Origin of the sequence: Psychromonas sp. KJ10-10 (assembly GCF_047323245.1) — a bacterium.
Taxonomy (GTDB): Bacteria; Pseudomonadota; Gammaproteobacteria; order Enterobacterales; family Psychromonadaceae; genus Psychromonas.
The window spans coordinates 1,643,097-1,669,741 of sequence record NZ_CP178826.1 but is presented as its reverse complement, the minus strand read 5'-3'; the positions used below and the strand labels follow the sequence as shown (position 1 = coordinate 1,669,741).

At 34.0% G+C, this 26,645-nt stretch carries 27 protein-coding genes and 3 pseudogenes; all 30 read right to left on the bottom strand.

The window, feature by feature from the left end:
• Window positions 1-108 precede the first annotated feature (108 nt).
• A pseudogene (locus ACLKMH_RS09500) lies at window positions 109-1,064 on the bottom strand (DHH family phosphoesterase).
• Window positions 1,065-1,078: 14 nt separating this feature from the next.
• The gene (wecA, locus tag ACLKMH_RS09495) at window positions 1,079-2,149 is read right to left on the bottom strand and encodes a UDP-N-acetylglucosamine--undecaprenyl-phosphate N-acetylglucosaminephosphotransferase (protein WP_413701757.1); all 1,071 of its coding nucleotides are present in this window, start codon (window positions 2,147-2,149) and stop codon (window positions 1,079-1,081) included.
• 135 nt (window positions 2,150-2,284) lie between these two features.
• Window positions 2,285-2,918 (bottom strand): annotated as a pseudogene (cysC, locus tag ACLKMH_RS09490) (adenylyl-sulfate kinase).
• A gap of 86 nt (window positions 2,919-3,004) precedes the next feature.
• On the bottom strand, window positions 3,005-3,244 hold the full coding sequence (locus tag ACLKMH_RS09485) for a hypothetical protein (protein WP_413701756.1): 240 nt from the start codon (window positions 3,242-3,244) through the stop codon (window positions 3,005-3,007).
• Window positions 3,244-3,531 (bottom strand): hypothetical protein, encoded by a 288-nt coding sequence (locus tag ACLKMH_RS09480; protein ID WP_413702302.1) that lies wholly within the window; start codon window positions 3,529-3,531, stop codon window positions 3,244-3,246. The genes ACLKMH_RS09485 and ACLKMH_RS09480 overlap by 1 nt, the downstream gene beginning before the upstream one ends.
• Before the next feature lie 11 nt (window positions 3,532-3,542).
• On the bottom strand, window positions 3,543-3,734 hold the full coding sequence (locus ACLKMH_RS09475) for a hypothetical protein (protein WP_413701755.1): 192 nt from the start codon (window positions 3,732-3,734) through the stop codon (window positions 3,543-3,545).
• A gap of 16 nt (window positions 3,735-3,750) precedes the next feature.
• A complete protein-coding gene (locus tag ACLKMH_RS09470) occupies window positions 3,751-4,326 on the bottom strand; it encodes an SLC13 family permease (RefSeq protein ID WP_413701754.1) in 576 nt (191 codons plus the stop codon).
• A 20-nt stretch (window positions 4,327-4,346) separates the two neighbouring features.
• A complete protein-coding gene (locus tag ACLKMH_RS09465; RefSeq protein ID WP_413701753.1) occupies window positions 4,347-4,739 on the bottom strand; it encodes an SLC13 family permease in 393 nt (130 codons plus the stop codon).
• A 71-nt stretch (window positions 4,740-4,810) separates the two neighbouring features.
• On the bottom strand, window positions 4,811-6,223 hold the full coding sequence (gene cysN / locus ACLKMH_RS09460; protein WP_413701752.1) for a sulfate adenylyltransferase subunit CysN: 1,413 nt from the start codon (window positions 6,221-6,223) through the stop codon (window positions 4,811-4,813).
• A gap of 46 nt (window positions 6,224-6,269) precedes the next feature.
• Window positions 6,270-6,629: a four helix bundle protein gene (locus ACLKMH_RS09455; protein WP_413701751.1), complete on the bottom strand. Its 360-nt coding sequence runs from the start codon at window positions 6,627-6,629 to the stop codon at window positions 6,270-6,272.
• Window positions 6,630-6,717: 88 nt separating this feature from the next.
• Window positions 6,718-7,627, bottom strand: a pseudogene (gene cysD, locus ACLKMH_RS09450) (sulfate adenylyltransferase subunit CysD).
• A 176-nt stretch (window positions 7,628-7,803) separates the two neighbouring features.
• Window positions 7,804-8,454, bottom strand: a complete 651-nt coding sequence (locus ACLKMH_RS09445; RefSeq protein WP_413701750.1) for an ABC transporter ATP-binding protein — start codon at window positions 8,452-8,454, stop codon at window positions 7,804-7,806.
• A gap of 75 nt (window positions 8,455-8,529) precedes the next feature.
• On the bottom strand, window positions 8,530-9,930 hold the full coding sequence (locus ACLKMH_RS09440; protein WP_413701749.1) for an MBL fold metallo-hydrolase RNA specificity domain-containing protein: 1,401 nt from the start codon (window positions 9,928-9,930) through the stop codon (window positions 8,530-8,532).
• Between the two features lie 172 nt (window positions 9,931-10,102).
• Window positions 10,103-11,104: a hypothetical protein gene (locus tag ACLKMH_RS09435; protein ID WP_413701748.1), complete on the bottom strand. Its 1,002-nt coding sequence runs from the start codon at window positions 11,102-11,104 to the stop codon at window positions 10,103-10,105.
• Window positions 11,105-11,417: 313 nt separating this feature from the next.
• Window positions 11,418-13,124 (bottom strand): glycosyltransferase family 2 protein, encoded by a 1,707-nt coding sequence (locus ACLKMH_RS09430; RefSeq protein ID WP_413701747.1) that lies wholly within the window; start codon window positions 13,122-13,124, stop codon window positions 11,418-11,420.
• 114 nt (window positions 13,125-13,238) lie between these two features.
• Window positions 13,239-13,697, bottom strand: coding sequence for a hypothetical protein (locus ACLKMH_RS09425; protein WP_413701746.1), 459 nt, complete (start codon window positions 13,695-13,697; stop codon window positions 13,239-13,241).
• Between the two features lie 86 nt (window positions 13,698-13,783).
• Window positions 13,784-14,434 carry a hypothetical protein gene (locus tag ACLKMH_RS09420; protein ID WP_413701745.1) on the bottom strand — a complete coding sequence of 217 codons (651 nt, stop codon included), beginning with the start codon at window positions 14,432-14,434 and terminating at the stop codon, window positions 13,784-13,786.
• Complete coding sequence (locus tag ACLKMH_RS09415; RefSeq protein WP_413701744.1) at window positions 14,416-15,090, bottom strand: cytidylyltransferase domain-containing protein; 675 nt, start codon at window positions 15,088-15,090, stop codon at window positions 14,416-14,418. The genes ACLKMH_RS09420 and ACLKMH_RS09415 overlap by 19 nt, the downstream gene beginning before the upstream one ends.
• Window positions 15,091-15,112: 22 nt before the next feature.
• A complete protein-coding gene (locus ACLKMH_RS09410) occupies window positions 15,113-15,742 on the bottom strand; it encodes an HAD family hydrolase (protein ID WP_413701743.1) in 630 nt (209 codons plus the stop codon).
• Window positions 15,726-17,342, bottom strand: a complete 1,617-nt coding sequence (locus ACLKMH_RS09405; protein ID WP_413701742.1) for an aldolase catalytic domain-containing protein — start codon at window positions 17,340-17,342, stop codon at window positions 15,726-15,728. The genes ACLKMH_RS09410 and ACLKMH_RS09405 overlap by 17 nt, the downstream gene beginning before the upstream one ends.
• Complete coding sequence (locus ACLKMH_RS09400; RefSeq protein WP_413701741.1) at window positions 17,343-18,173, bottom strand: hypothetical protein; 831 nt, start codon at window positions 18,171-18,173, stop codon at window positions 17,343-17,345.
• A gap of 160 nt (window positions 18,174-18,333) precedes the next feature.
• Window positions 18,334-19,620 (bottom strand): sulfotransferase, encoded by a 1,287-nt coding sequence (locus ACLKMH_RS09395; protein WP_413701740.1) that lies wholly within the window; start codon window positions 19,618-19,620, stop codon window positions 18,334-18,336.
• Between the two features lie 144 nt (window positions 19,621-19,764).
• Window positions 19,765-20,004, bottom strand: a complete 240-nt coding sequence (locus tag ACLKMH_RS09390; protein WP_413701739.1) for a hypothetical protein — start codon at window positions 20,002-20,004, stop codon at window positions 19,765-19,767.
• Window positions 19,997-20,644, bottom strand: a complete 648-nt coding sequence (locus ACLKMH_RS09385; protein WP_413701738.1) for a glycosyltransferase — start codon at window positions 20,642-20,644, stop codon at window positions 19,997-19,999. Before ACLKMH_RS09385 ends, ACLKMH_RS09390 begins: the two co-directional genes overlap by 8 nt.
• A 43-nt stretch (window positions 20,645-20,687) precedes the next feature.
• Complete coding sequence (locus ACLKMH_RS09380) at window positions 20,688-21,899, bottom strand: glycosyltransferase (RefSeq protein ID WP_413701737.1); 1,212 nt, start codon at window positions 21,897-21,899, stop codon at window positions 20,688-20,690.
• Window positions 21,886-22,383: a hypothetical protein gene (locus tag ACLKMH_RS09375; protein ID WP_413701736.1), complete on the bottom strand. Its 498-nt coding sequence runs from the start codon at window positions 22,381-22,383 to the stop codon at window positions 21,886-21,888. Before ACLKMH_RS09375 ends, ACLKMH_RS09380 begins: the two co-directional genes overlap by 14 nt.
• Window positions 22,368-23,522, bottom strand: coding sequence for a hypothetical protein (locus tag ACLKMH_RS09370; protein WP_413701735.1), 1,155 nt, complete (start codon window positions 23,520-23,522; stop codon window positions 22,368-22,370). The genes ACLKMH_RS09375 and ACLKMH_RS09370 overlap by 16 nt, the downstream gene beginning before the upstream one ends.
• Window positions 23,489-24,577, bottom strand: a complete 1,089-nt coding sequence (rfbB, locus tag ACLKMH_RS09365; RefSeq protein ID WP_413701734.1) for a dTDP-glucose 4,6-dehydratase — start codon at window positions 24,575-24,577, stop codon at window positions 23,489-23,491. Before rfbB ends, ACLKMH_RS09370 begins: the two co-directional genes overlap by 34 nt.
• Window positions 24,578-24,684: 107 nt before the next feature.
• Complete coding sequence (gene rfbD, locus ACLKMH_RS09360; protein ID WP_413701733.1) at window positions 24,685-25,629, bottom strand: dTDP-4-dehydrorhamnose reductase; 945 nt, start codon at window positions 25,627-25,629, stop codon at window positions 24,685-24,687.
• A gap of 303 nt (window positions 25,630-25,932) precedes the next feature.
• A complete protein-coding gene (locus ACLKMH_RS09355; RefSeq protein ID WP_413701732.1) occupies window positions 25,933-26,601 on the bottom strand; it encodes a hypothetical protein in 669 nt (222 codons plus the stop codon).
• Window positions 26,602-26,645 lie beyond the last annotated feature (44 nt).

The following is a 26,645-nucleotide window of genomic DNA, read 5'->3' as shown; positions in this document are numbered from 1 at the left end:
TCTATAAAGCCTGCATAAAGGTGAAAAATTAACTTAATATTACTAGGTAAGCCAAGACGCACTTCCATTTTATATAGATTTTGTACGCTGAGGCTTATCGAATATGAATTAACTATAGTAGTTCTCAACAGAATTGATAAAAGTAGCTAATGCTTCTTGAGGTAACAGATTTATTCCGGCGTAACTGCACGACCACCACCAGTTTCAAATTGACTACAAATATCCCCTGCCCCTTGTTTATTGCTTAAAGGAGCACGAAGTGAAACAAGATAACTGCCATCTTTGTTTTTAGTAAGTACTGCGTGAGCGGATTCCGGACTTTGATTTGCTAATAAATTACCATAAACACCACTAATTCGACGAGACCATGCTTCATTGGGTAATTCAAATACTGATAAGATCTCACTTTGATGATTAGCAGGTATAGCTAAAACTTTGTTTAAATCTTCTTCATAAGCGTACCTTTAATGTATAAAAAGGAGAATTTAAATCCTCTATTACATCAAAAGGCGAAGGATAAGCGACTAATGCTTGATATAAAGTAGCAGGGTCAAAGTGCAAATCAGATATAGCAGAACCATAACCATTATAATTAATTAGTGTACCTAGCTCTTTTAATTGTTCAGCTTGTTCTGGTGAATAACCGGCTAACTTGCAAAGCTCGTCGGCCTTGGCAATCAAATTATCACCATAAGCGGCAGTAATTGCCCAGGCATGAAATTTTCCACCTAAAAGTTTGTCCACAATTAATGCAGTACAAGTATTGGCATCTAAATCAATATTAGCATCTAGGTTCACATGTTCAGGAATATTACCTGCACGATGATGATCGGCATAAAAACCTTCGCGCCTTGATCTAACGCAAGCATTAAACCTTGGATATTTTTTTCCATTGAAATATCTAAGATAGTTAAATTATCGCCAGAAGTTGCTGAAACATTTTTGACAAGATTAATATCGCGTTTAACGCCGGTAATAAGTTGGCTTTTTAGAGGGGTTGTAAGACGTAATTGAATTAATGAGATAATGCCATCAGCATCACCATTGAAAATATCGAAGTTCATAAGAATCCATGAAGTTATTTCAGGAGAGAAGCGCAGTGACGAACAAAGACAGTTACTTTCCAGATATGAGTGAATAATAAATGATAACAAACAAAAGTTAACATAAAAGCAGTAAACATAACAACTTCAGGAATGCCAAGTAGTTCACCAAAAATACCAATTGATGCAAAAATACAGGCAATAAAACAAATTAGTCCAAGAGTTTGTAATGAACTCAATCCTAATCGTTCGCAAACATGATGAATATGTTCTCTATCTGCCTTAAAAGGAGATTGCTTTTTACGTATACGACGGATCATAGTGTAAGCCATATCCATAAGAGGAATTGCGATTATCCATAAAGCCGTGACGGGTTTTATCTTATTGATCATTTGCGAGCCATCATATGCTTGGCTTCCTTCAATTAATAACCAAATCACGGTAAAACCAATAAACAAACTACCTGAATCTCCCATAAACACTTTTAATTTTTTCTTAGGTAAAAGGTCAAGATTACAAATAATGTAAGGAATGATTGAAATAATAAAAACACTACAAAATAACAGTAATTGATATTGTTCATTGATAGCAAATAGAATTGCAAGTGCAGAAAGTGTCACCATTGCTAACCCGCCTAGCAAACCATCTAATCCATCAACCATATTAAATGCAGTGACAGCACCGATGATTGCTACAATCGTAAAAAGGATGTCAAAATTACCAAGCAACACATCACCAAAGCCAAATAGATTACCGAGATAATCAATTTTGAAGCCTTCATGTAAAACCAACCAAGCAGAAATAGCAATGATCAGAGTCATACGTAACTTAACGCTTAAATCAAGTTTGTCGTCTATAAGACCAAGCAATAATAAAAAAGCACTACAAAAAATATAAACTTGATTGTCAGAAACTAATTCAGGAGAGAAATATAATGTAATTGCAATGGGTAAGAAAATAGATAAACCACCAATAAGGGGGATATTACCTTTATGTTGTTTTCTTTCTGTAGGGCGGTCAACAAAGCTTATTCTTACCGCAACTGGGTGTAGAATATAAAGAGAAATGCTGGCAAAAGTAAAGGAAAACAACAAAGTAAAAAACATATCACCTTTCTTTAAAAAATATGTACACTATGAATAAATTCATTATGCCACATCACATTTTTTATACAAACATATTTTTTATTTTATACTTTGCGTACTACCTCAAGCTTTATTGTTAACCTACATCAATTTAAATTATAAATATTCTTTACTTTTCAAATAATCAACCACTTGCTTTGCACAATTTTCAATTGATTTACCATCAGTTTTGACATGAACTTCAGGATTTTTAGGTGCTTCATAGGCAGAATCAATACCGGTAAAGTTTTTAATTTCACCTGCACGGGCTTTTTTATACAAACCTTTAGGGTCACGGGACTCACAAACTTCCAGAGGGGTATCGATAAACACTTCGATGAATTGTTCTTTTGGTAATTGAGCTCTCACCATTTCACGATCTGAGATAAAAGGAGAAATAAAGGCTGTAGAAACTAATAAACCAGCATCAGCAAATAATTTAGCGACTTCCGATACTCGTCGAATGTTTTCAACACGATCTTCATCAGAAAAACCTAAATCACCATTTAAGCCATGACGAACCATTATCACCATCCAACACATAGGTTTTAACTTGCTCTTGATGCAACATTAAATCAACGGCATTAGCTACAGTCGATTTCCCTGAACCACTTAATCCAGTAAACCAAAGTACTGCAGGTTTATGACCATTAAGCTTCACATGGTCTTCATGTGAAACACTTGCTTGATGCCAAACAACATCAGATGATTTATCACCATCGACTTCTTTTTCAATATAAGGGTTATTCATCATTTTCTCACAAAAAGGCTGTAAAGCTTTAAGCTTGAAGGCTTGAATTTTTTCCAACTTCTAGCCTTATCGCTTTACAGCGTTATTTATAGTCCAAACACCACCACAATCATTGTGACGGCTGTAATACTGTAAGCAATGCTTACGGGGATACCAATTTTAATAAAATCTATTAAACGATATTGGCCAACATTAAATACCATTAAATTAGTTTGATAACCATAGGGGCTAATAAAGCTGGCACTCGCGCCGAAGGCAACAGCCATAATAAAAGCCATTGGGTTAGCATCAATACTTGCTGCTAAGCCGTAGGCAATGGGAAACACTAACGCAGCAATGCATTATTGGTCACTAATTCCGTTAATAACCAAGTCACTACATAAATGGCAATAAGCGCTATGAGAGGACTAAAGGCATGGCTATTTTCAGCGATGAGTGTATTAAATGATTCGATTAAGCCACTATTCTGTAAAGCATAAGAAAGCACTATGGCGGAGGAAATAATCACCCATAGATCCGTTGGAAAACGTCGTATTAATTCATTAGCACTAAAACATCCCGTTAATAAAAAGATACCGAGTAAAATTAAAACAGCTTTAAATAATGGAATAATACCTATTGCAACTAAAACAATCGCGCCGATAAAACCAAAAACTGCAAGTAACTCTTTTTTCCTGATAAGCGCGAATCAAGTTCAATATCAGATAATAGGATAAAATTCTTACGAATATTACGTCGTGATTTAAAGTCTTCACCAACTGCGAGCACAAGAAAGTCACCAGGTTTTATTTTTAATCGACCAATTTTTCCGGACACTCGTTCTCCATCTCGTTTAACGGCTACCACAGCGACTGTCAAACAAAGAACGAAAACCAACAGATTTTAATGTTTTACCCGTTAATATACTTTCAGGACGGACAACCACTTCACGTAAATTATCAATTGATAAACCACTATTTTCAGCAAAAATAGATAAACCATCAAACATATTAAGCTGACTAACCTGAGAAATATCACCACTAAAAATTAATTTATCATTTTCTTGTAGCACTTCAGTAGGTGAAATTGCCCTTAATAATTGCTTCCCTCGTATAATTTCTACTAAAAAGAGAGACTGTAAATGACGCAAACCATTTTGCTCAACGGTTTTACCCACTAAGCTCGAACCTGGGTTAATTTTCGCATCAATAAAATAAGACTCAGCGGTATCGGTATGAACTGCTTTATCGGGTAATAAATAACTAAAGAAACATAATGTAGCACCACAAACAAAGACTAAACAGAGGCCCACCAAGGTAAAATCAAAGAAACCAAGTGATGGTAAGTTAGCATCTAAAACTAAGCTATTTACAATTAAATTAGTTGACGTCCCAACCAGCGTTAGCGTACCACCTAAAATAGCGAGCATAGGAAAGTGGGATCAATAATTTACTGGCGAGCATGATGAGGGTTATTACGAATCGGCGCTAACATAGTAGAAACAACAGCAGTATTATTAAGTAAGGCTGAAGACAGGACGGTAAAACCATATAAACGCGCCCAGGTAGATTGATAACTGGTTTTAATCACCTTCATGGCAACAAGACGCAATAAGCGAGTTTTTTCTAAAGCAATAGAACACAACATTAAAAGAATTAAAGTCAACAAACCTTCATTAGAAAGACTTTTAATAATTTGATCTGTGGAAACGGTATCGCTAATAAATAGCACTAACAATGCGATACCAAAGACGAGACTAGGTCGCTGTTGATATTTGATTAACCCTACAATCGTAGAGACAAAAACAGCAAGCACAAAATAAGATTGAAGAGTCATAAGCATTCAGAAGCTTATAGCTTGAAGGCTAGAAAGCTGGAAAGCAAATTGCCTTACAGCCTTATAGCCTTATAGCCTTATAGCTTAGTTACATCCTTTGCTTCCCAATGTGGAAAGTGTTTGCGTACTAATGCATTAAACTCTACTTCAAAAGCACTGTAAGCATGTTCCTGTTCTTTTTTGACCGCTTCAATAGAACCACGGATCATACCTGCACCAACTGTTGCATTTGTTAATCTGTCGATAATAATAAATGCACCGGTTGCACGATTTTGATCATAGGCATCAAATTGAACAGCTTCAGCTACTTCAAAATTACAGCTACCAATTTCGTTTAACTCAAGTTGGCTTGCCGGAGTTTGCTCCATAGAATTAACATCTGTTTTAGAGTTAATAGCTACTACTGAGCCCACAGTTACGTTAGTACCAACTTTGACAATGTATTCACGGTCAACGTGTAACGCTTGTTCATCCATCCACACTACATCAGCAACGAAATTTTTGCTCGACTCTGGTTTTTCATGTGGACGAACAATCATATCACCACGGCTGATATCAATTTCATCTTCCAGTGTTAATGTAATTGCCATATCTTGGTATGCAGAATCAATATTGCCATCAAAAGTAACAATTTCTTTCACTTTGCTTTGCTTACCTGATGGTAACGCTTCAATAGTGTCACCAACGCGGATATCACCAGATGCGATTGTACCTGCAAAACCACGGAAGTTTAGATTAGGACGGTTGACATATTGCACAGGTAAACGGAACTGATCATTTGAGTCACTATTAATTTGAATCGTATTTAATAAACGCATCAATGGTGAACCAGGGTACCAAGTCATGTTTTCACTTTCGTTTACAACATTGTCACCTTTCAAAGCAGAAATTGGCACAAAACGAATATCAGCAATATTTAACTGCTCTGCAAATTCACGGTAATCAGCTTTAATTTTTTTGTAAACGTCTTGATCGTAATCCACAGCATCCATTTTGTTAACCGCAACAACAACATGCTTGATACCAAGTAATGAACAAATGTATGAATGACGACGTGTTTGTACTTGTACACCATGACGAGCATCGATCAAGATAATCGCAAGGTCACAGGTTGAAGCACCAGTTGCCATGTTACGAGTATATTGCTCATGTCCAGGAGTATCAGCGATGATAAATTTACGTTTTTCAGTAGCAAAATAACGGTAAGCAACATCAATAGTAATACCTTGCTCACGCTCAGATTGTAAACCATCTACTAATAGTGCTAAATCAAACGAATCATCCGTTGTATTAAATTTTTTAGAGTCTTTTTCAATCGACGCCATGTGATCTTCAAAAATCATTTTGCTATCGTATAATAAACGACCAATCAAAGTTGATTTACCATCATCCACGCTACCACAAGTGATAAAACGCATTAAATCTTTGTTTTCATGTACACGAAGATACTCTTCGATATCTGTTGCTAATAAATTTTGTTCAGTTGACATTTTAATTCCTTTAAATAGAGCTAGAAAGCGTTAAGGCTTGAAGGCATTAAGGCAAATTCTTCACATCTTCATTTATTCTACTTATTAAGCCAGATAACATAGCTGAAATATGGCGTGTTTTATCAAGCCAATTATTACCGGTTGCTTTATCGATATAACCTATATCAATACCAATATAGATTTGAGTTCTTAATTCTGCGCAAGAACTTTTGGCAATAACTAAAAAATGGCACTTATCTTTAAATGTTTTACGTGACATTCCTTCAGCAATATTACTAGGCACCGATAAGCCGGAGCGTGTTATCTGATCTTTAAAACCAAAATCTCGAGAAACTTGAAAATGCAGGTACAATTCAACGGCAAGTTGCTTTGATTCTTTCCAGACACTTAGTTTCTCAAAATTCATAAACATCTCACTTAGTACTAGAAGGCTTAAAGGTTATACTTTCTAGCCTTACAGCATCTAGCCTTCTAGCGTTATTTTTAAGCTTCGCTTAAAAGTACCCTTCCATCTTTTTCTTTTCCATCGAGCCGGCTGAGTCGCTATCGATAACTCGCCCTTGACGTTCAGATGTCGTGGTTAATAGCATTTCTTGGATAATTTCAGGTAATGTTGTTGCTTCTGATTCAACTGCACCTGTTAATGGGTAACAACCTAAAGTACGGAAACGCACACTTTTCATTTCAGGTACTTCACCTTCTTCAAGTGGCATACGTTCATCATCTACCATGATTAGCGCACCATCGCGCTTCACAACAGGACGTGGCGCAGAGAAGTACAATGGCACCATTTCAATTTGCTCTTGATAAATGTATTGCCAGATATCAAGTTCAGTCCAGTTTGAAAGAGGGAAAACACGAATACTTTCACCACGGTCTACCTTAGAGTTATAAATATTCCAAAGTTTCTGGGCGTTGGCTTTTAGGATCCCAACGATGCTTTTTATCACGGAAAGAATAAACACGCTCTTTTGCACGAGATTTTTCTTCGTCACGACGGGCACCACCAAAAGTCGCATCAAAACCATGTTTATCTAATGCTTGTTTAAGCCCTTCGGTTTTCATAATATCTGTGTGTTTAGCACTGCCATGTTCAAAAGGGCTAATGCCCATTTCTAAACCACGCGGATTTTTATGTACAATTAACTCAAAGTCATGTTTTTTCGCTAAATTATCTCGAAACTCAATCATCTCTTTGAATTTCCAGTTAGTATCAACATGAAGTAATGGGAAAGGAATTTTTCCTGGATAAAAGGCTTTACGTGCTAGGTGCAATAAAACAGAGGAATCTTTACCAATGGAATAAAGCATTACTGGGTTATCAAATTCAGTCGCAACTTCACGCATAATCTGAATCGACTCGGCCTCTAGGGCTTTAAGATGAGTTAATCTACTTTTGTTCATGACTTTCCTTCAATATACATTATGTAGTTATAAAGAAGTATGCCTGAAACTTGCGAAATAGTTAATAATTTTAAGGATAATTATTGATGTTAGAATGCTATAACATAGAATTTTTTGTCATTAAGTGTATCAAACAAAAATCTATTAGTTTTAGATATAAACTTCGACTATTTTTATCAAAGATTTTTGTAAACTTTAATCGCCTCTTGTAAATCACTATAAAAAGTTAATTCGCCTTGATGCAAAATAATGGCACTATCACAAAACTCTTCAATCTCTTTTAATTCATGGCTTACCATGATCACATTAGCTGTTTTACTTTTATCCAATAATGCTTGCCTAGCCTTCTGTCTAAATTTTAAATCACCAACAGAGGTTGCTTCATCGATTAAATAAATTTCAAAATCAATAGCAATACAACACCCAAAAGCAAGCCTCGAACGCATACCACTAGAATATGTCCGAACTGGTAAATCATATTTTACGCCAAGCTCCGCAAAGTCTTTTACCTTCTCTTCATACTCGTCTAAATCAGCAACACCATTTACGCTACCGATAAACCGAGTATTTTCTCGGCCTGTCATCTGAGGGTGTATGCCTGTTGCTAAAGCAACCGGCCAAGATATCGCTTTATCAGTAATTACTTTACCTTTATTAGGATACTCACTGCCAGCAAGGATACGAAATAGCGTCGATTTACCCGCACCATTTGAGCCTAATATCCCAACATTATGCCCCTCGGGTATTTCGAAATTAATATCTTGGAATATATATTGATTACCCAAATCAGAGGGATAATACTTAGTCAGATTTTGTAGTTTTATCATAGGAATACAGTTTATTAGTAATTAATTTAGTGAGCAGATAGTTTATATGGATGAACTGCTACTAACAACTGAAAGCTAACAACTAATAGTGGCCTCTCCACCAATAACTGCATTTACACCAATCATTTCTAATTTGTTTGCTAATGCCTGTTTGGCTTCATTATCGCCATGCACAATAATAGCCTTTTTGGGTTTACATCGAATGTATTTTACAAAATTCACTAGGTTATGTTGGTCTGCGTGTGCCGAATAACCAGAGATAGTATGAATGCCTGCTTGAACCGCGTGCTTCTTTCCATCAATAAAAACATAACCACCTCTCGGACCATATTGCTGTATATCATGCCCTAAAGTACCGCGAGCTTGATAACCAACAAAAAGCACATCTGCCCTAGGCTCACTAATAAACCGTTTTAAATAGTTAACCACCCTACCACCACTGCACATGCCACTAGCGACAATAACAATCGCCGGTTTATTGCGTTTAGCCAAATACTCAATGGTTTGTAAATGTTGTAGATGTGTATCAACCGTATACAGACTTTCAAAATTAAGTGGCTGACGACCTTGTTTAACTCTACGTTTTGCTTCTGCATCCCATAAAATTTGAAATCTCTGATAATAATCGGTGAATTCAGCCGCCATAGGAGAGTCTACAATAATTTCAATTTCTGCTAGTTTCTTGTATTGTGCGCGCCCAATGATTTGTTCTAATTCATAAAGTAACTCTTGGGTACGACCGATACTAAAGGCCGGGATAATCACTATGCCATTATCTTTAATCGCCTTCTTTAGAACTTTAGTAAAGCTTTTAACACGATTTTTTCTTCCTTGATGATTTTTATCTCCGTAGGTACTTTCAATAACAATTACATCTGCTTTATAAGGGCTTTTAGGTGCCGCTAATAGAGGGGAATAAGTTGCCCCGAGATCACCAGAGAAAACAATACGAGTAGACTTTTCATTAATAGGCTTTACATCAATTTCAATATAACTCGATCCAAGAATATGCCCCGCGGGCTGAAATTTCACTTTAGCCTTAGGTTTTGTATTTCCCTTTAAATCGAGCAAAAGCCATTGTTTGTAGGGTACTGCAATCAATTGAATTTTTAACCGTGATAAACAGGCTTTGATGATTGAAGCATTACGAGTAACACCTACTTTTAAGGCATCTTCAATAACCATAGGTAATAAAGATGCTGTTGCTAGAGAACAAATGATTGGGCCAGTAAAACCACTTGCTAATAAATAAGGAATGCGCCCCACATGATCAATATGGCAATGAGTGACTAACAAAGCTTGAACGGTAGAAATATCAAAATTGATACTCAAATGATTTTCGCCATCATTATTTTTTGATATTTCATCACCTTGAAATAAACCACAATCAACTAGAACACTATTATCATCATCAATCAGTAACTGATGACATGATCCAGTTACGCCACTAATAGCACCGTGATGTAATATTTTCATTAAAGTATGCCTTTTGTAAAAATATCACATTACTTTATCCTTAACCTTTTATCATACAAGTTAGTGGCAATAAAAATGAGATTTAAATCATAATTAATTCACATTTAAGTCAAAGTAAAGCACACGCCAACATCGATAAAGTCATTTTTTTTAGTTTTAATCAATTTATTTCTTACTTTATATTTAAATTGATTAAACCTGAAGACTCTGTGAGCTTGTTTTTAGACGTCCGATTTAATTCATTAGACTTAATTAAAAGTTTATTAAGCTTAAGCTTAAACCCCATATGATTTGGATTAAAATAATGAGTCGCTTTTGCAAAAACTAATGCATTTAAATAGTCTTCCATATCATAATGATAGCAACTTAGTTCAAAGCAAACTTTACCTCGCTTTCCCGGGTGTATGGTAAAATTATTAATATAGTTTAATAAGGATTCATCGATTAATAACTCTCGAGCAGAAGCTAATACTTCAACTGAAAATGCATTATAAACATCTAAATTATCAACGATTAAATTTGGATTATTAGTAAGCTTAAGCTTGAGTTCATTATATAGTGCTGGCTCTACTTCCTTTATATAATCCGCAATTAAAGTCAGTTCATTTAATGACGCCTCCTGTCGCTTAAAAGGGCGTTGTTGTTTATGTTTAAACTGTTCATGCAAAGGTTGTAGTTCAGATAGTTTATTATCATCAATAAAAGCTTGCATCAACAGACAATTCTCAAGGTTTAATCTTACAAAGTCGCCTTCATCCATTAAAGAATATTTAGCCTCTCCAATAGTACAAGCCTGCAAAACTTGGTCTAATTGTGGCTCTAAATGACTTAAATCAAAATGATTTAGTAAACGTTTAAACTCTAAAGCCGGAAATGTGAAGGATGGATTAATATTGTTTGATTCTACTTTTATCTCCACTCCAAGAACACTCAACAAGTCAGAAACTATCCCACCACCTTCCATCAATTTGAAATCATAAGGCCTTAACTTAAATTGCGGTACGGGAACTCGTTTAAAATAGCCTTGTAAATGTTTTAAGGTATTATTATGAATAACTTTTGGCACCTGAAATTTATTAACAGCGGAGTGCCTTTTAATACCTTGATTATAATTAGATTCACAAAGCTCTAATGGATGACGAATATAAACAACAAATTCAGCATCAGGAATCAAAGAATGTAGTTCAACAATATGAGGAAAAAGAATTCAGAGGATAATAATAAACAATGAAAATCGGACTGTTTAAACTTTGATATTAATTTTTTTAATCTGTTCTCACAAACAGTCCATTTTCCTGTTACAGAATCTCTTTCTAATATTTCGTGTAAATTTCCTGAACTAATTTTTTCTTTCGAAATAGAATGTGGTGGGTAATAAATCCCATTTTTATTTAAAAAGTCTATATTCTGTGACAGCCAAGCTTGAAGTGCTGAAGACCCTGTTTTACCAGGGCCTGTATGAATGATGATTCTTTTATTTATAATATTCATCGTAATGTAAAATCTTCTCTATCTAAGGTTAACCACTCACTGTAGCATGGATCATTTAATAAAGCCTTACTCCAAGTTTTTTTCATATATTCAACCTCACTAGCAAAACGAGCCTGCTTTTCTGGTGTATTTTCTGTCCCACGACTAATCGATTCATGATGCACCATTTCAATATAAGGAGACCATAGATTACGGTAGCCGGCTTGCTTTACCTTTAAACAAAAATCGACATCATTAAAAGCAATAGTTAAATACTTTTCATTTAACCCACCAACCTCTTCAAACACATCTTTACGAACAGCTAAACAAGCGACGGTTACTGCAGACAAATTTTGTACAACTTGTAAACGCTTAAAATAGCCGGGATGACTTTTAGGGAAATATTTATGTGAATGTCCTGCAACACCACCTAAACCAGTGATCACACCACCATGTTGTAGTTTACCATCAGGATAATAAAGCTTAGCCCCAACACAACCAATATCTGGACGGCTAATATTTGCCACCATGTCTGTTAACCAAGTATCACTAATAATTTCAATATCATTATTCATTAACACTATTAAATCACCATTAGCTTGAGTGACTGCGAAGTTATTAATTGCTGAATAATTAAATGACTTATCATATGAAATCAATCTAATCTTTCCTTCAGCCTCAAGCCCTTTAAAATAGTCTAAAGAAGCTAGATCATCTGATTGATTATCTACTAAAAGAATTTCAAATTTAGGATATAAAGTTTTTTTATAAATAGAATTTATACATTGCTTAACAAGCTTTTTAGCATTCTTGGTGGGAATGATAATTGAGACTAGAGGCGTATCATCCGGCACAGGCCAATTTACTTTATAAGTATTTGCTAATTTTCCAATTTCAACAGATTCAACCTGTTGAGCTAAAGCATCCTGCAACGCTTTTAAACCAGCTGTACAAGAATATGACTTTTCAGACTCTGAAAAGGCGGTAGAGCCTTCAACTGCTCGCCAATGATACAGCACATAAGGAACATGAATAATTTGCTCATCACCACACTTAGCAATACAGCGTAATAATAAATCGTAATCTTGACTACCTTCAAAACCAACTCGGAAACCGCCAACAGACTCAACAAGCGAACGATTATAAACACCTAGGTGCGATATATAGTTCAACGAATACAATAAATCACGGTTCCATTGAGGTTTAAAGTGAGGAAATGCTCGTTCACCTTTATGTGTAATTTTATCTTCATCGCTATACAGAATTTTTGCTTTAGGGTTTTTATCAATAGCCTCCGCCATAGCGGATAAAGCATCACAATGTAATAGATCATCATGATCCAACAGCACGATATAATCACCAGTTGCAATTGCTAAACCATCATTGGAGGATAGAGAAATATGACCGTTTTCAGAACGTTGTATAACGCTAATCCGAGTATCTTCAACTAACGAATCTAGGTAGTCGGTTAATTCAGCATTTTGAGAAGCATCATCAACTATCACCAACTGCCAATGGGTATAACGCTGTCCGATAACTGAAGCGACCATCTCTTTGAACAAACTAAGATCAGGTTGATAGGTAGGAACAATAATAGAAAAGCCCGTTTGGTAATGAGCAGTGTTAATAACAGATAACAAACTATTTTGTGCAGTCTGAATTTCAGAATATCCCCCATCAAGGGGAGTTTCATAAAATACTTTCGGTATAAACGTGCAAGCCAATCAATTTTTCTAAGTTGATAACGAGTTGCCATCATAAATTTTTTAATCATCTAAAACCCCAAATTGCCTACAAAAAGTGGAATATTTAATTCTAATATTTTTGCTACTATCCAATTAACTTTTGAGATAAAAGGTCGTGAAAAAACTTGCTTTAAATTTAGAGTAATATTCTTCAAATTCAATTAAAGAATTATCATTACTCATAAGTAACCATAAAACGCCTTTAATCGTAGGCTGTAAACCAATATTTAATTCAACTAGAGACTGACCTGAAAGCGAATTTGGAGAGGGGTAAACCGCATTATTGCCAAAGGCAAGAGCTAATGTCTGATAACGAAAAAGTGGGTTGTCTGGTAAGAATTTAATGTACCCTTTTTCACGACTAGAAATTACTTCTTGAGCATAAGCCTCCCAAAATATAATATTTAAACGAGAACCAAATTTTGACTTTATAGTATGAAGTATTTTTATACGCTTAAAGAAAACATCTTCATTGTCACTTAATTTACGTATATTAGAAACAAATGTAAAATGACCATCATTTTTAGTTAAAAAATCTTCTAATCTTGACAATCTAACTTCTTCAAGAGAATAAGAGTAATCTAATATACCTTTGTTACAAAAGGTATTTATGTTCCTTATTAAAGAAGAGTCCCCTATTATTCTGTAATCAGATAATCTTGAAGGGGAAATAAGTCAATTACAGAAATGCTATTTATATATCCAAAAATCAACTTATATAAATAGACATAACCTAAAAATGAAGGATGATTACTACCATCTATATATAAGGAGTCTAAATTCATTTCAGAATCAATTTTAATAGTGTTATTTTCAAATTGACATTGTATCTGGTGTAAGTTCCATATTGGGTGCTTGTACTCTTCATTTGTTGTATATTTGTTTTCTTTACGATTTTTGTGTTCCCGTAATGCTAAGTCCCAGAAAATAAATTTTATTTTAGATTTATATCTAGAGTGTGACAAATAAAGTAATTCATTAACAACTTTATCATACATCTCTCTATCATTTTGAACTGAAATTAATTCCTTTTCTATACCATGTTGATTTCTTATTTCCGAATCATCAATTAATACTTTATTCCCAAACCTAAAATCACCAACTATAAAAATAATTTGATTATAATTATTAAAGTCATTAAATTTATTTTTAATGAAGTCCCCCCATATAGGTGCTCCCCCACGCCCATGAAAATCGACATTTGTCAAACTGGGTATAATTGCAGTATTTATAGATTGAATCCATCTCATAATATGAGATGGCCCTAAGATTAAACTTTTCTTTTCCATAACTCTTCCGCAAATGTAAAGTCATCAGGCCAATCAATATCTACTGACTTTAGCTTTTCTTGTTCTAATAAAAATGGTTTCAACCCAATACGGTCATCATAATTTTTATAATTTTTAATTGTTGATAAAAACACACCGCTATCCACTTCATATAATGGTTTTACGTTTTGTGTCATTGGCCACTTCAAATCATTACGATCGTAGCTGATAGGTCGCTTTTCATCCCAAATGAACCCCTGTAGTTTAAGAACTGTCATTAGAGAGTCATAACCTTTAGATAAAGCATCTTCGTATGCAACAATAATATTTTCGTAATCAAACTCAGTAATAAAAGGAGAAGTAACATGAGTCCATAACACCTCTCCCTCTTTGACAATTGATGGGACATATTTAATTAATTCATCAGTAGTGGTTGAACTGCTACCTAAATGATCAGGTCGATCATCTACAACTATCCTAGAATCATTCACTTTATTTGCGAAGCTTAATACTCTTTCATCATTTGAGGATACGACAATCGAATCTATTTTTTTACATTTAAGTAATTGTTCAAGTTTAATTTTAAGTAGCCCACCTTTTACACCAGCAAAATCTTTAACGTTCTTATCAGGGATACGTTGGCTTCCTTTCCTGCAAGGTAAAAAAGCAGTAATCATAGCAATTCACTCCAGTTATTAATTATTTTAGAGCCATTTTTTTACTTAACGTTACAAGTTTTTCTTTTACGTTTGAAAATGGAATATAAGCTATAAAGTCAATATTCGATAATCGCGTCGCCTCTAAATCCGAAATAGCATCGCCAAACATTATTGCACGTTGTTGAACATTTGACTTTAATATAGATGCAACTAAATCTGATTTTTTAGCCGGAGAACCAAATATTTCATCAAAATGGCTATCTAAACCTCTTTCTTTAAAAACATCTCTCAATTCTTGTTGCTCAGAGCCACTAGCGATATATTTTTTGCCCCGTAAAGCAGATATAAAAGTTAATATATTTGGAGTTAAATCAGCCGATAAATAAAGCGCCTTACATTGACTTGAATAACCTTCTAAAATATCTACTTTTATGGATTCTTTTTCACTATCTTTTAAATCCAAAAGCTCATTCACAAATACATCAATGTGGTGAAAACGAGAACGGCCAAAATTATTCCGAAAGTAATCAATGCAAAGGTTAACATGCTTTATATTTTTAACTAATGGAAGCAATGCATTATGCATTGCATCAATTTTTAATTGGTTGGAGTCTAAAATAACTCCATCACAATCAAAAATATAAATATCATATTTAGCAATTGGGAGCATAAACCGACCCTTTAGTTAATGGGTAGCTTGTTGGTGTTAATGAGACAAGCTCACAAGAGCGGTCATCTTTATTATATAACTCTATGACCTTCATCATCTCTTGTTGGCGTGAATCATTTTTATCGTAGCCATCAAATCCAACTAGTTTAACTGAGCTTGGACATGACTCAAGTAACATAGCTAAGACATAAGCAGTGGTAATATCCGACGGAATTACACTGTGAGACGTATTAGAGGCAAATTCGTTGTCTTTTATAGTCAAACCATAATCTAGTAACTGAAGGTCTGAAATAACAGCCAATTCACTTTTTGTGAAACGATGTAGTGGTAATATAACAGGCCTATTTAATTTATTATAACGGTCTGCATCTGATAAAAATTTTGCGTTATGAGAAATCACATAATAATCGATAATATCAGCTGAAATGTAGTCACTTACATTAATAGAAATAACAACAGGTTTAAATTGCTCAATATATAAATTGATCGCGCCTAAGTATTTTTTAGTACTTGGCCCATTAGTCACAATAAGTACATTTTTATTATCAAATAGTCCACAAATTGCTTCTGTTCCAGATAATGGGGCAGTCTCGTTTGTATTAAATGATAAAGCAGTGTTTAATACAGCACCATTGTAAGATGTAGTCCCATCTAATTTACTTAAATAATCTATCGCACCAACTATTTCATCGGTCCCGTAATGGCTATTAGATAATAAGTTTTGAATATAAGTAGGATGTACATCATTTTGAGCCCCTAGGAAATATAATAAGTTACTTCCCCAACCGTAATGTCTTTGCATTGATTCGAAATGACGTATAACTAACTCATAAATAGGTTTAGATATATACTTACTTTCACCTTTATCCAAAACAGCCAATAAACTTTCTGTTTGAGTATTACCAGCACCACGGCCCATACCTGTAATAGTTGCATCCAACCAAGTAACACCCACATTATTGGTCGCTATCGAATTATCTAATCCTTTTGCCATATTATTATGAGTATGAATCCCTAATGGTCCAGACCATTCAGTACGCAATGCAGTTACAATTCGTTCAACTTCCACACTATCCATATTACCTAGCGAATCAGCAAAATAGAGTACATCTAAATCATCCCACTCTTTAGCTTGTCTTGCTTTATCTGCAATCACATCACCAGCTTTACCACCTGCTTGCATTAAGTTATAACCAACGATATACCCCAATGATTTAAGACACTTAACGATGGGGCCTGAGTGCTCTACTTCTGGAAAATGAGCAACAACTCGTACTAAACTTATTTTGCTATCACTAGCTGGTACAAACAATGCTTCAACAGCATCTTCAATTGATAATTCAGACTCTAGTATTGTTTTCGCATCGACCATCACACCATAAGTAGGGCCTTCAGGTAAATCTAATGTATTTAGGTGAGCCTCCGTTGTATATGCATAAGCCCCTAAAAAGTCTCCTTTAGGAAAGCTTCGTAAACCAAGCTCCACATAATCAATTTTTGCTTCACTTACCGCTGATAAGTAAGCCTCGACAACTTCCTGTTCAAAATCCCAGTTATTGTAATAACCGCCATCTCGTAACGTACAATCTAATATATGCATTTATTTCCCCAATTTTATATTAATTTGATTATCTACAATTTTAAAAAAATCAAGGAACTCACCTTTAACAAACCTATACCTTTTCAATACAGGTTTTGAGGTGAAGCGTTGATTTCTTCCTAGAGTATATTTAGCTTGTTTAGTTAGCCTAGATTTTTGCTTCTGCTCCAATAGCGCAACCTGTGCAATTAACGCTTGTTCTCCTAGTTTTAATACTATTTCACAATCGTGGATTTGTGTCAGTAAAGATTCATTTTTAGGGTGGTATATTTCATTTAATGCATGTTTAGAATTAAAAAAAGCTTCATTAAGGAACGGAATTGCATCATCAAACTTTTCTTTATATATTTCTATTAAAGCTAAACATAAAATAGTACTTATATAGTTCCATAAACACATCGGAGCATAACTTATGTATCTAGATTTGCGGTAAACCCCCAAAAATATTTTTTCTGCTAATGGAATTTGATTCAAAAACAAGCAAAACAACCCTATATTCAAAGATGATGATATGTACCATCGTGCATCTTCGGCAGTAATGATATTTATATGCTTATCATATGCTAACTTTTGTTCAACTATAAAATCAAATGCCCATTTAAAGTCATTAATATTTTCAGAAATTCTAAAAAAGAGATTGGTAAAAAGCATTCCACTAGCACAAGAATTTAAGTTTACATGACTCAATATGTAAAGATATGATGCTATTTTTTCAAATCGACATTCTAACAAGTTTATACTTTTAATAATATTTGAAAAATCAAGCTCCCAACTATCACAATCTATATCAATAAGGTTTAATTCCTGAATATTTTTTCCATCTATAGACAAGTAAATTTTTTTAATTTGAAAATATCAAACAGAAGAAACTCAAAGCTTATTTCCTCTTTATCATTTATCGTCTTATGTCCCTCAACAACAAGATTTTCATCAACTAAAGCCACAGTTTGTTCTTGTGTCACATTTAATTTTAATGAAAACTTTCCGTCGGCTATAAACTTTTTATTGACCATTTTTCATGTCCCAATTGATTATTTATAACAGTTTTATTCTCAGATAATTTTTTATACGCATAATCTTTCCACTCTGCAGGCATCCCAAAGTTTTTTGTTTTATTTACCTTTTTATCTAGTTTACTTTGTTCAGGAGTGATGACTTTAATCCCCAAAAATTTTTGCACTTCATGTAACATTTCAATTGGGTTTTCTCTAAAATCTTCAAAATAAAGAATCATTAACTCATCATTATTCAAAGAGTTCTTAAGTAACTCGTAGTTTTTTGCATACTCTGCATTAACCCAAAAGAAATCCTTATCCAGTAAATTTTTAAAATGTTCAAAGCCTGCATCTAAAGCCTCATCCTCTCTGTTTACCCATTTCATGTGAAACTTATAATGCGACCACAAACGCTCAAGAGGATCACGCAATGTATAAATAACTTTTACATTTTTAGTAACTTTACGAACATTACCCCAGCCATTTTCATCCATTTGACAGTACAAATTTGAAAAATCTGCGCAGAACTTTTTGCCTGTATTAAATCGGAATAAATTTTCATACCATTCATTTGATATTTCTTTTTCCCTCGCATATTCTGCATACCATGAAATTTCTTCTGCATTCTGTGATATGAATTTAGGATTACCCGAAGCCGTTTTTTGTAACACTTCTTTCAATTTAATAATGCGGTTTCTATGGTTAAGTTGTTTTTCAATCCCTATTTTATTTGCAAAATAATGTATTTCTTTTTCTGGTGTAAAATGAATTTCAGGATGATCTTTTAATTGTTCATACAACCATGTGGTCCCTGCTTTCATTGCTCCTACACTAAGAAATAAATTTTCTAACATTTTGGGCTTTTCCTTATTAAATTTAATATAATTGGGATATCTTTTGTCATCACGATGAATTGCAAGTAAGTCAAAGAAATTCCCTCCTTCGTCGAGCGAATTAATATGCTTAATCACAAAATCATCATTACTGCTATTTCTTTTTCCATTATTAACAAAAAATTCATATCCATTTTGTTTTAGTAAAACTTCAATATCTTCATAGTTAGCATTAAACCTCAACAATTGTTCTCTGCATATTTCAATGTAAAATACAGGTCGATATTTCTTAATGAGGTGCAAGCATGATTTAATAACTTCAAACTCTGCCCCTTCGACATCAATCTTTATTAGCTGTAAGCTATCGATACAATTATCTTGAAACCAATCTCCAACAAGTATGGATTCCACACCAACATCATTAACGTTACTAGGAACAAAATATGACATACCTGAATTACTGTTAACTGGCTTTTTATGCGAGTATAATCCCTTTTCGTTAGTCTGCAATAACGTTAAACGGGATAATGCTATCTTGCAAGTAATTATTGACTATGTTTTGACTTAATAAATCAAAATTATCTTTATTACCTTCTAATGAATATATTTTTCCAAGTTGTTTATTAAAAAAGAAAAAGGTATAGAAAATGTGCCTATATGTGCACCTATATCTAAAATATTATCTCCTTCTTGAATAATTGTTGATAGCATAGCCAGCTCATTTCTGGTGTGAGCAGAGTAAGCTTTAAGTTGATCGGTAATTAAATCGTTCTTCCAACAAGTAAAATCTCCATACATTGTATGAACAATTTCCATTTCCTGATTATCAAGCATTATAATACCTAGCTAACTCTTCAACTTGCTTATCTACGATACGAATATCATGTTGCAATATTATGCTTTTAAATTTCTTAGAGTTTTTATCAATCTCATTGACAGCTTTAACCACACCTTGTACGTCAGGCTTTATACGCAAACCTGTATTCCCTTCTATTATATCCTCACCTATTCCTCCAAGCTCACTGGCGACAACCCAGCAACCACAAGCAGTGGCTTCACGAGTCACTAAACCATAACTTTCAGGCCACATAGAGGGAGCAAACAAGACGTCCATTTTTTGATATAACTCGGTAATGCCTGTTTGGCTAACACGTCCTATAAAGGTTACAGGTACTTTCCCCCAAAATGTTTTTTCGATATATCCTTCATCTTTAGCATGATCCACAATTAACATTTCAATATTTTTAGGCTGTTCTTGCTCTATTGCTTCTTTTAACAAGAAATAACCTTTATGATTAGCCATCCCCCCAATGTGTGCACAAATAACCTTATCATTCTTAGAAGTATCCTTGTCTAACCATTCAACTGTAGAGCTAATACCATTTTTGTTTACTTGTATTTCTGAGTAACCATTTTTTCTGTAAATAGTGGCAAAACTTTCAGATACAGTTAGCAAATATTTAGCTCCTTTCAATAAATCTCTAAAGTAGATTAAACGCTCAATAGAGTCTTCTAAGCTAACGTTGTTGGGTAATGTTCTTTGCCGCAAACATATCTGGGTGCCCATCAGGATAGACGTTATCATCTGCATCAACCAGAAATTGATGGTCAGAAATCCACCATGCATCATGAGCAGTGATAATATAAGGAATTTTATTATCTTTTGTAGCTTCTATCACAGAAGCTGTCAAACGCTGTACACAATGAAAATGCACTACATCTGGTTGTTCTAGCTCAATAAACTGTTCAAATAGCTCATACATTTTAGGATCTTGTGCATGCCAATCCATGTTTTCACGATATAAAATAGTAGAGCGATAAACTGTTACTCCCTGGTGCTGATAGCTTGTTAATTCATAAGGTGTTGTACACCGATCATCTGAGGTAAAAACCACTAACTCGTATTCATCACCATATTGCTGTTGCAATATATCAAAGTTATCTGAAACAACTCTTGTTGCTCCTCCAATAGCTTGAGGAGGAAAAAACACATTCACTAACGCTAATTTTTTCTTATTTTTAACTGGTTTAACTAATAAAGAATCTATTTGTGCTACTAAATTTTCACCCAAATACTCTACGGAATACTCATTTTGAACTTTAGTTAATGCTTTACTTGCAATTTTTTCACGTAGTTGAGGGTCAATAATGAGCCGATTAAGCGCGTCAAACCACTCTTGCTCATTACTCGCTATAAAAGCATCTTCACCATCCACTAATACATCTCGGTAATTTGCAGTTGTACTCACTACTGATGGAATACTAAAACAGGCGACTTCAAACCACTTCAACTCACTTTTACATCCGTTGATTTCATCATCGTCTAATACAGCTAGGCTAATATCGGCTTGTGCTAAAAATGCCCAATATGCTTTAACATTTTTAATTGGCGGTACTTGTTTTAATTGTGTTTTATAACGAGAAGTGAAAGCTTTGGGTAATTGTAAGTAACCAGCAATAATTAAGCGTGAATTTTTATGTTTATCTAAAATTCGCGTTAAAGCAGGTAATGCTTGATCAATGAAATCACTATTATGCGCTTGAGTACCACTACCGTAAAAAATATCAACCGTTTTTTTATGTGACTTATCTTCACTCCTAATTACATTAAGCTTATCTAAACCATTACGATGCAATAAACAGGTTTTATCCATCACTAAATTTTGTAATTTGTCGCATAATAGTTGCGTAGAAGATATACCAAAACGACATTGTTTAGCCGTGAGCATAAAAACTTGCCATTGATTTACGTAATTCTATATGAGTATCTAATCCGACATACCCTCCAAACGTTTCAATGGGTGCTGGATAACTTTCTTCAAATAAAAGATCGTCAATTTCATAAAATGATGCTTTACCATTAGCATTAACTTGCGCAATTGTTTTTAACACTTCAGGTAGGGCTGGTACTCTATAGAAAATCACAATATCGTGTAAAGCAATCTCATTTTGATGTTCATCAACTTTCAACCAATCGACAGTTGTAACTTCTTTACCTTGAGTTTCTAACTGCTCTACTTTTTGGTCAATTCGATAGCGTATACATTGAGGTACGTGGAAATCACCAATGATTAAAATTTTATCTGTATTCAATGTTTTTAATTCTTGTTGTTCTATACCACCATAAAATTGATAATACGCATCATAAATAATTTCGGTGTACTCTAATACTCTTTCTTTTAATTTCTTACGATTATCTAAAGTTGCGAGCATATGAATACCCCTAAATAATCCCAATAAAATTTTTGAATAAAACTTTTTAACAATTCAAAGGAATATGTGAATTCAGGGCATTTTTTCTGTAATGAAACGAGTAATTTAACCCCATTTTGAAAACTAAACTGTTTTTCTGAACACTCAAGTAGACGCTCTATTATTTTCAACGAAGGTTTAGAAGAAGCTTCAAATACATGCATATATGCACTTTCTGCATCTTGGTAGTTCTGTTTAGTAAAAAAATAATCTCCTACAAATTCCATTAATTTACTATTCTCAAAACTGGATAAAAACTCAACGCCTTGTTTAATACGTTGTTGGCTTTCATAACAGAATAAAATATTGTTAGTTAAGTACATTGAAAGTTCAGGCAACTTAATTGCAATTGCTGATTGGTATATTTTTTGTGCTGTTCGGTAATCACTTTGATCTAGGTATGTATTACCTAAATGTTCTAATACCTCTCCGTTTTGATGAAAATATAAAGACATTTGCCAAGCAGAGCGTGTCGCTTGTATACTTTGCGTCGTTTTATTATTCCTGTACTCCAAATAACAACGAACACCTAAATTTTCGTAAAACTCAGCATCTTTTTTATTATCAGCATAAATACTAATCGGCTGAGTAATTTTGCCAACAGCAATGTTTAATATATCTGTTACATTAAGCGAATAATTCTTATTATTTAAAATAATATCATTTAGTTTAAACTTATCTAAGTCTAGATATAATACCCCGTTATTACTATCTACCCATTGTTGCATTGTTCTGAATCTATTTTCAGACTTTCCATTTGTTAACCAATGTATTTTTGCCTGTTGCAGTGAAGTAATCCCAGCTTCTGTAAGGTCTGGATAAAATAACAAATAGAAATCAAGATCTAATTCAAAATTAAATTCATCAATTGATTTAATTCCTTTAGAAAGTAACATTTGTTCTAAATTAGGAAACCTTCCCTCTTTTTTTCCTTTAAAATGCCAATGATTCTTCAGACGTTTATTAGACAATTGGCTAAGATCTGGGTAACTAGAGCGATAGAATTCAACATCTAAAATACTTTCATTAGACGTGGCAATTCGACTCATTATTTTTGTTTTCACATTCATTTTTTCACAACCTCTAATAGATCCTTCCACCAAGTTTCATTTCCTAAATACCAATCAACTGTTTTTCTAATACCTGTTTCAAAAGATTCTGCAGGTTTATAACCCAACTCGTTATTTGTTTTAGTTGCATCAATCGCGTAACGCCAATCATGTCCTGCTCTGTCAGTAACAAAAGTAATGAGTGAAGTGGCTTTACCTTCTCGTACGGTTTTCGCTTCAGGGAATCGGGTTGCGAGAGTTGGGTCCTTAGCAAAATACTCATTCATTAACTCACAAACTAATTTCACGATATCAATATTAGCCCATTCATTATGACCGCCAATATTGTAGTTTTCACCTAAACGCCCTTTATTAAGAACTAATTCAATTCCACGAGCGTGATCTTCCACATATAACCAATCACGAATTTGTTGTCCATCACCGTAAACAGGTAATGGCTTATCAAATAAAATATTAGTAATAATCAATGGGATCAGTTTTTCAGGGAAATGGTAAGGACCGTAGTTATTAGAGCAGTTTGATGTCGTGACTTCCAAACCATAAGTGTGATGATAAGCACGCACTAAGTGATCAGAAGCGACTTTAGATGCAGAGTAAGGAGAGTTAGGTGCATAAGCAGTTTCTTCTGTAAATGCAGGATCATTTGGTCCAAGTTCTCCATAAACTTCATCTGTTGATACGTGATGAAAACGATGTTTAAGTGGTGCTTGGCCATTTGCTTTAGGTTCGTCAATCCAAACTTTTTTTGCCGCTTTGAGTAAGCTGTAAGTACCAATAATATTAGTTTCAATAAATGCATCTGGCCCAGTAATAGAGCGATCAACATGAGACTCTGCGGCAAAATGTACTAATGTATCGATTTTATGTTCTTTAAGAAGCGACTCTACTAGCTCTGTATTACAAATATCACCATGAGTAAATACAAAATTAGGATTGTCTTCAACAGAAGTTAAACTTGCACGGTTGCCTGCATAAGTAAGTGCATCCAAAACAACTACTTTATCCTGCGGATTATTTGCAAGCCAATACAATACATAATTTGCACCGATAAAACCGGCACCACCTGTTACTAGTAAATTTCTCATTTTGTTCCTCAATACAAGAGCTATCAGCTTGTAGTTATTAGTTATTATTTATTATTTATTATTTATTATTTATTATTTATTATTTATTATTTATTATTTATTATTTATTATTTATTATTCTGGCTATGTTTTAATTCATCCATCATTTCAGAAAGCTGTTTACGCCAGTGAATTGTTTCTACGCCACTTGCTTGTTCTGCGGAAGCTTTATCAATGACACTGAAGGATGGGCGAGTAGCCGGAGTTGGGTATGCACTAGCAGGAATAGGACGGACAGGAATAGCTTTATCTAAAAAACCTTTTTCCACAGCTAACTCTTGAATAGCCACTGCAAAATCGTACCACGAGCAAACACCTGCATCGGTCCAATGGAGCAACAAAGCTTCAGAGCTGGAAGGCGTTAAGGCTTGAGGGCTTGAAGATTGAACATCCAGATTTCCAGCATTTAGGCCTTCAGGCATAATAAGCGCCCAAATCATTTTCGCTAAGCCTTTTGCCCAGGTTGGAGTACCCACCTGATCGTATACAATACCTAGATGCTCTTTCTCTGTCATTAAACGCAACATGGTTTTTACAAAATTATTACCGTTTGCGGAGTAGACCCATGCAGTACGGATAATGGTTGCCTGTGCACCTAGAATGTCATTTACTTTGATATCACCAGCTAATTTAGAAGCGCCATAAACATTAATTGGATTTGGCTTTTCATCAGTTTGATAAGGAGTCGTTTTGGTTCCATCAAATACAAAGTCAGTTGAAACATGGATAAGTTTTGAATTTAGGTCTTTACAAGATAAGGCTAAATATTCACTGCCTAAATCGTTAACAGCATAAGCTGTTTTAATATCTTCTTCGGCTTTGTCGACCGCTGTATAGGTCGCTGCATTAATAACAATATCAGGTTTATGTAGTCTTAAAACTTGTTCAACAACTTCTTGATCAGTAATGTCTAAATCTTGTGCGGATAAACTGATAAGGTTGATCATCTCAGGTTTTGTTTGCTCAAGTTCCCAAGCAAGTTGTCCACCTTTCCCTGTAATTAATACTTTCATTTATTTGAACTCACTTAATGGTAACTATTCTTAAAAATCAATATCAAATAATACAACAAAAAATATCAATTATGAACCGATTGAATTACTAAATTTCTCAAATTTAAGTGATTAATAAAAAGGTTAAGGGTGAAAGATGAAAGGTAAAAGATGAAAGATAAAAGATAAAAGATAAAAGATAAAAGGTTAAAGGTAAAAGTAAAAGTAAAAGTAAAAGTAAAAGTAAAAGTAAAAGTAAAAGTAAAAGTAAAAGGTTAAACTCTATTATACGAAAAATAAAATGGAATATTAAACTAATGTATATTAATTTTTATGTAATCGGCGCTTTAATAGAAGAAAGATAATAGAGAGTTTTCTTATCGTTCCACTTTGAGTTATGTTTTTAAACAGCACAAAATAAAATATTTTGAAAATCGAACAGTCATATAAAGCAGTAAATTCAGATGCTTGATTGGTAGTATTTTCAAAGTACTTTGCTTGTTGCATTGCTTTATTAAAGTTTTTCTCAAAGAGTTGATAACTCTTTTTAGCATTAATCAATAATAACCAGGTTGAACGTTCTGGCGAACCAATAACGTTAGCGCTATGTTGTCGATATTGCATAAGAGGTTTATCGATAAGTTTTATTTTGCCGTAATATGAAGCGATAATGGCAAACCACCAATCGTGCATAAATGCTTCTTTCGGTATAGGCATTGCTTTATTTAACAGTTGCCTGTTAAACGACATAGTACACCCTGAAGCAACGTTACGTTGGAGCAAGTACTTTGTTTGTAAATGCCAATCTTTAGAAATTTTACTACGCTCATAATCACTATAATTTAAAACATTTAGTTGTTCATCAACAATCATTTTGTCAGTAAACACTAACAAAGGTTTTATTCTCTCCGATTCTCTCTCTAATGCTTTTAATGCTTTAAAGCTTTCTATTATTTTATCTTTAAACCAAATATCATCCTGATCTGATAACATTAAGTACTCGGAAGTTGTTAACTTTAAACCTTCTGAAAAATTTT

Bases quoted from the DNA above. Each gene is read 5' to 3' on its own strand.
- ACLKMH_RS09375 (WP_413701736.1), bottom strand. From the start codon at position 22,383: ATGCTCGCAACTTTAGATAATCGTAAGAAATTAAAAGAAAGAGTATTA.
- ACLKMH_RS09455 (WP_413701751.1), bottom strand. From the start codon at position 6,629: ATGAATTTTGAGAAACTAAGTGTCTGGAAAGAATCAAAGCAACTTGCC.
- cysN (WP_413701752.1), bottom strand. From the start codon at position 6,223: ATGTCAACTGAACAAAATTTATTAGCAACAGATATCGAAGAGTATCTT.
- ACLKMH_RS09410 (WP_413701743.1), bottom strand. From the start codon at position 15,742: ATGCTCCCAATTGCTAAATATGATATTTATATTTTTGATTGTGATGGA.
- ACLKMH_RS09405 (WP_413701742.1), bottom strand. From the start codon at position 17,342: ATGCATATATTAGATTGTACGTTACGAGATGGCGGTTATTACAATAAC.
- ACLKMH_RS09440 (WP_413701749.1), bottom strand. From the start codon at position 9,930: ATGAAAATATTACATCACGGTGCTATTAGTGGCGTAACTGGATCATGT.
- ACLKMH_RS09445 (WP_413701750.1), bottom strand. From the start codon at position 8,454: ATGATAAAACTACAAAATCTGACTAAGTATTATCCCTCTGATTTGGGT.
- ACLKMH_RS09470 (WP_413701754.1), bottom strand. From the start codon at position 4,326: ATGCTCGCTATTTTAGGTGGTACGCTAACGCTGGTTGGGACGTCAACT.
- ACLKMH_RS09415 (WP_413701744.1), bottom strand. From the start codon at position 15,090: ATGATTACTGCTTTTTTACCTTGCAGGAAAGGAAGCCAACGTATCCCT.
- ACLKMH_RS09420 (WP_413701745.1), bottom strand. From the start codon at position 14,434: ATGGAAAAGAAAAGTTTAATCTTAGGGCCATCTCATATTATGAGATGG.
- ACLKMH_RS09390 (WP_413701739.1), bottom strand. From the start codon at position 20,004: ATGCTTGATAATCAGGAAATGGAAATTGTTCATACAATGTATGGAGAT.
- ACLKMH_RS09395 (WP_413701740.1), bottom strand. From the start codon at position 19,620: ATGTCATATTTTGTTCCTAGTAACGTTAATGATGTTGGTGTGGAATCC.
- rfbD (WP_413701733.1), bottom strand. From the start codon at position 25,629: ATGAAAGTATTAATTACAGGGAAAGGTGGACAACTTGCTTGGGAACTT.
- wecA (WP_413701757.1), bottom strand. From the start codon at position 2,149: ATGTTTTTTACTTTGTTGTTTTCCTTTACTTTTGCCAGCATTTCTCTT.
- ACLKMH_RS09380 (WP_413701737.1), bottom strand. From the start codon at position 21,899: ATGCTCACGGCTAAACAATGTCGTTTTGGTATATCTTCTACGCAACTA.
- rfbB (WP_413701734.1), bottom strand. From the start codon at position 24,577: ATGAGAAATTTACTAGTAACAGGTGGTGCCGGTTTTATCGGTGCAAAT.
- ACLKMH_RS09465 (WP_413701753.1), bottom strand. From the start codon at position 4,739: ATGCTTATGACTCTTCAATCTTATTTTGTGCTTGCTGTTTTTGTCTCT.
- ACLKMH_RS09355 (WP_413701732.1), bottom strand. From the start codon at position 26,601: ATGTTATCAGATCAGGATGATATTTGGTTTAAAGATAAAATAATAGAA.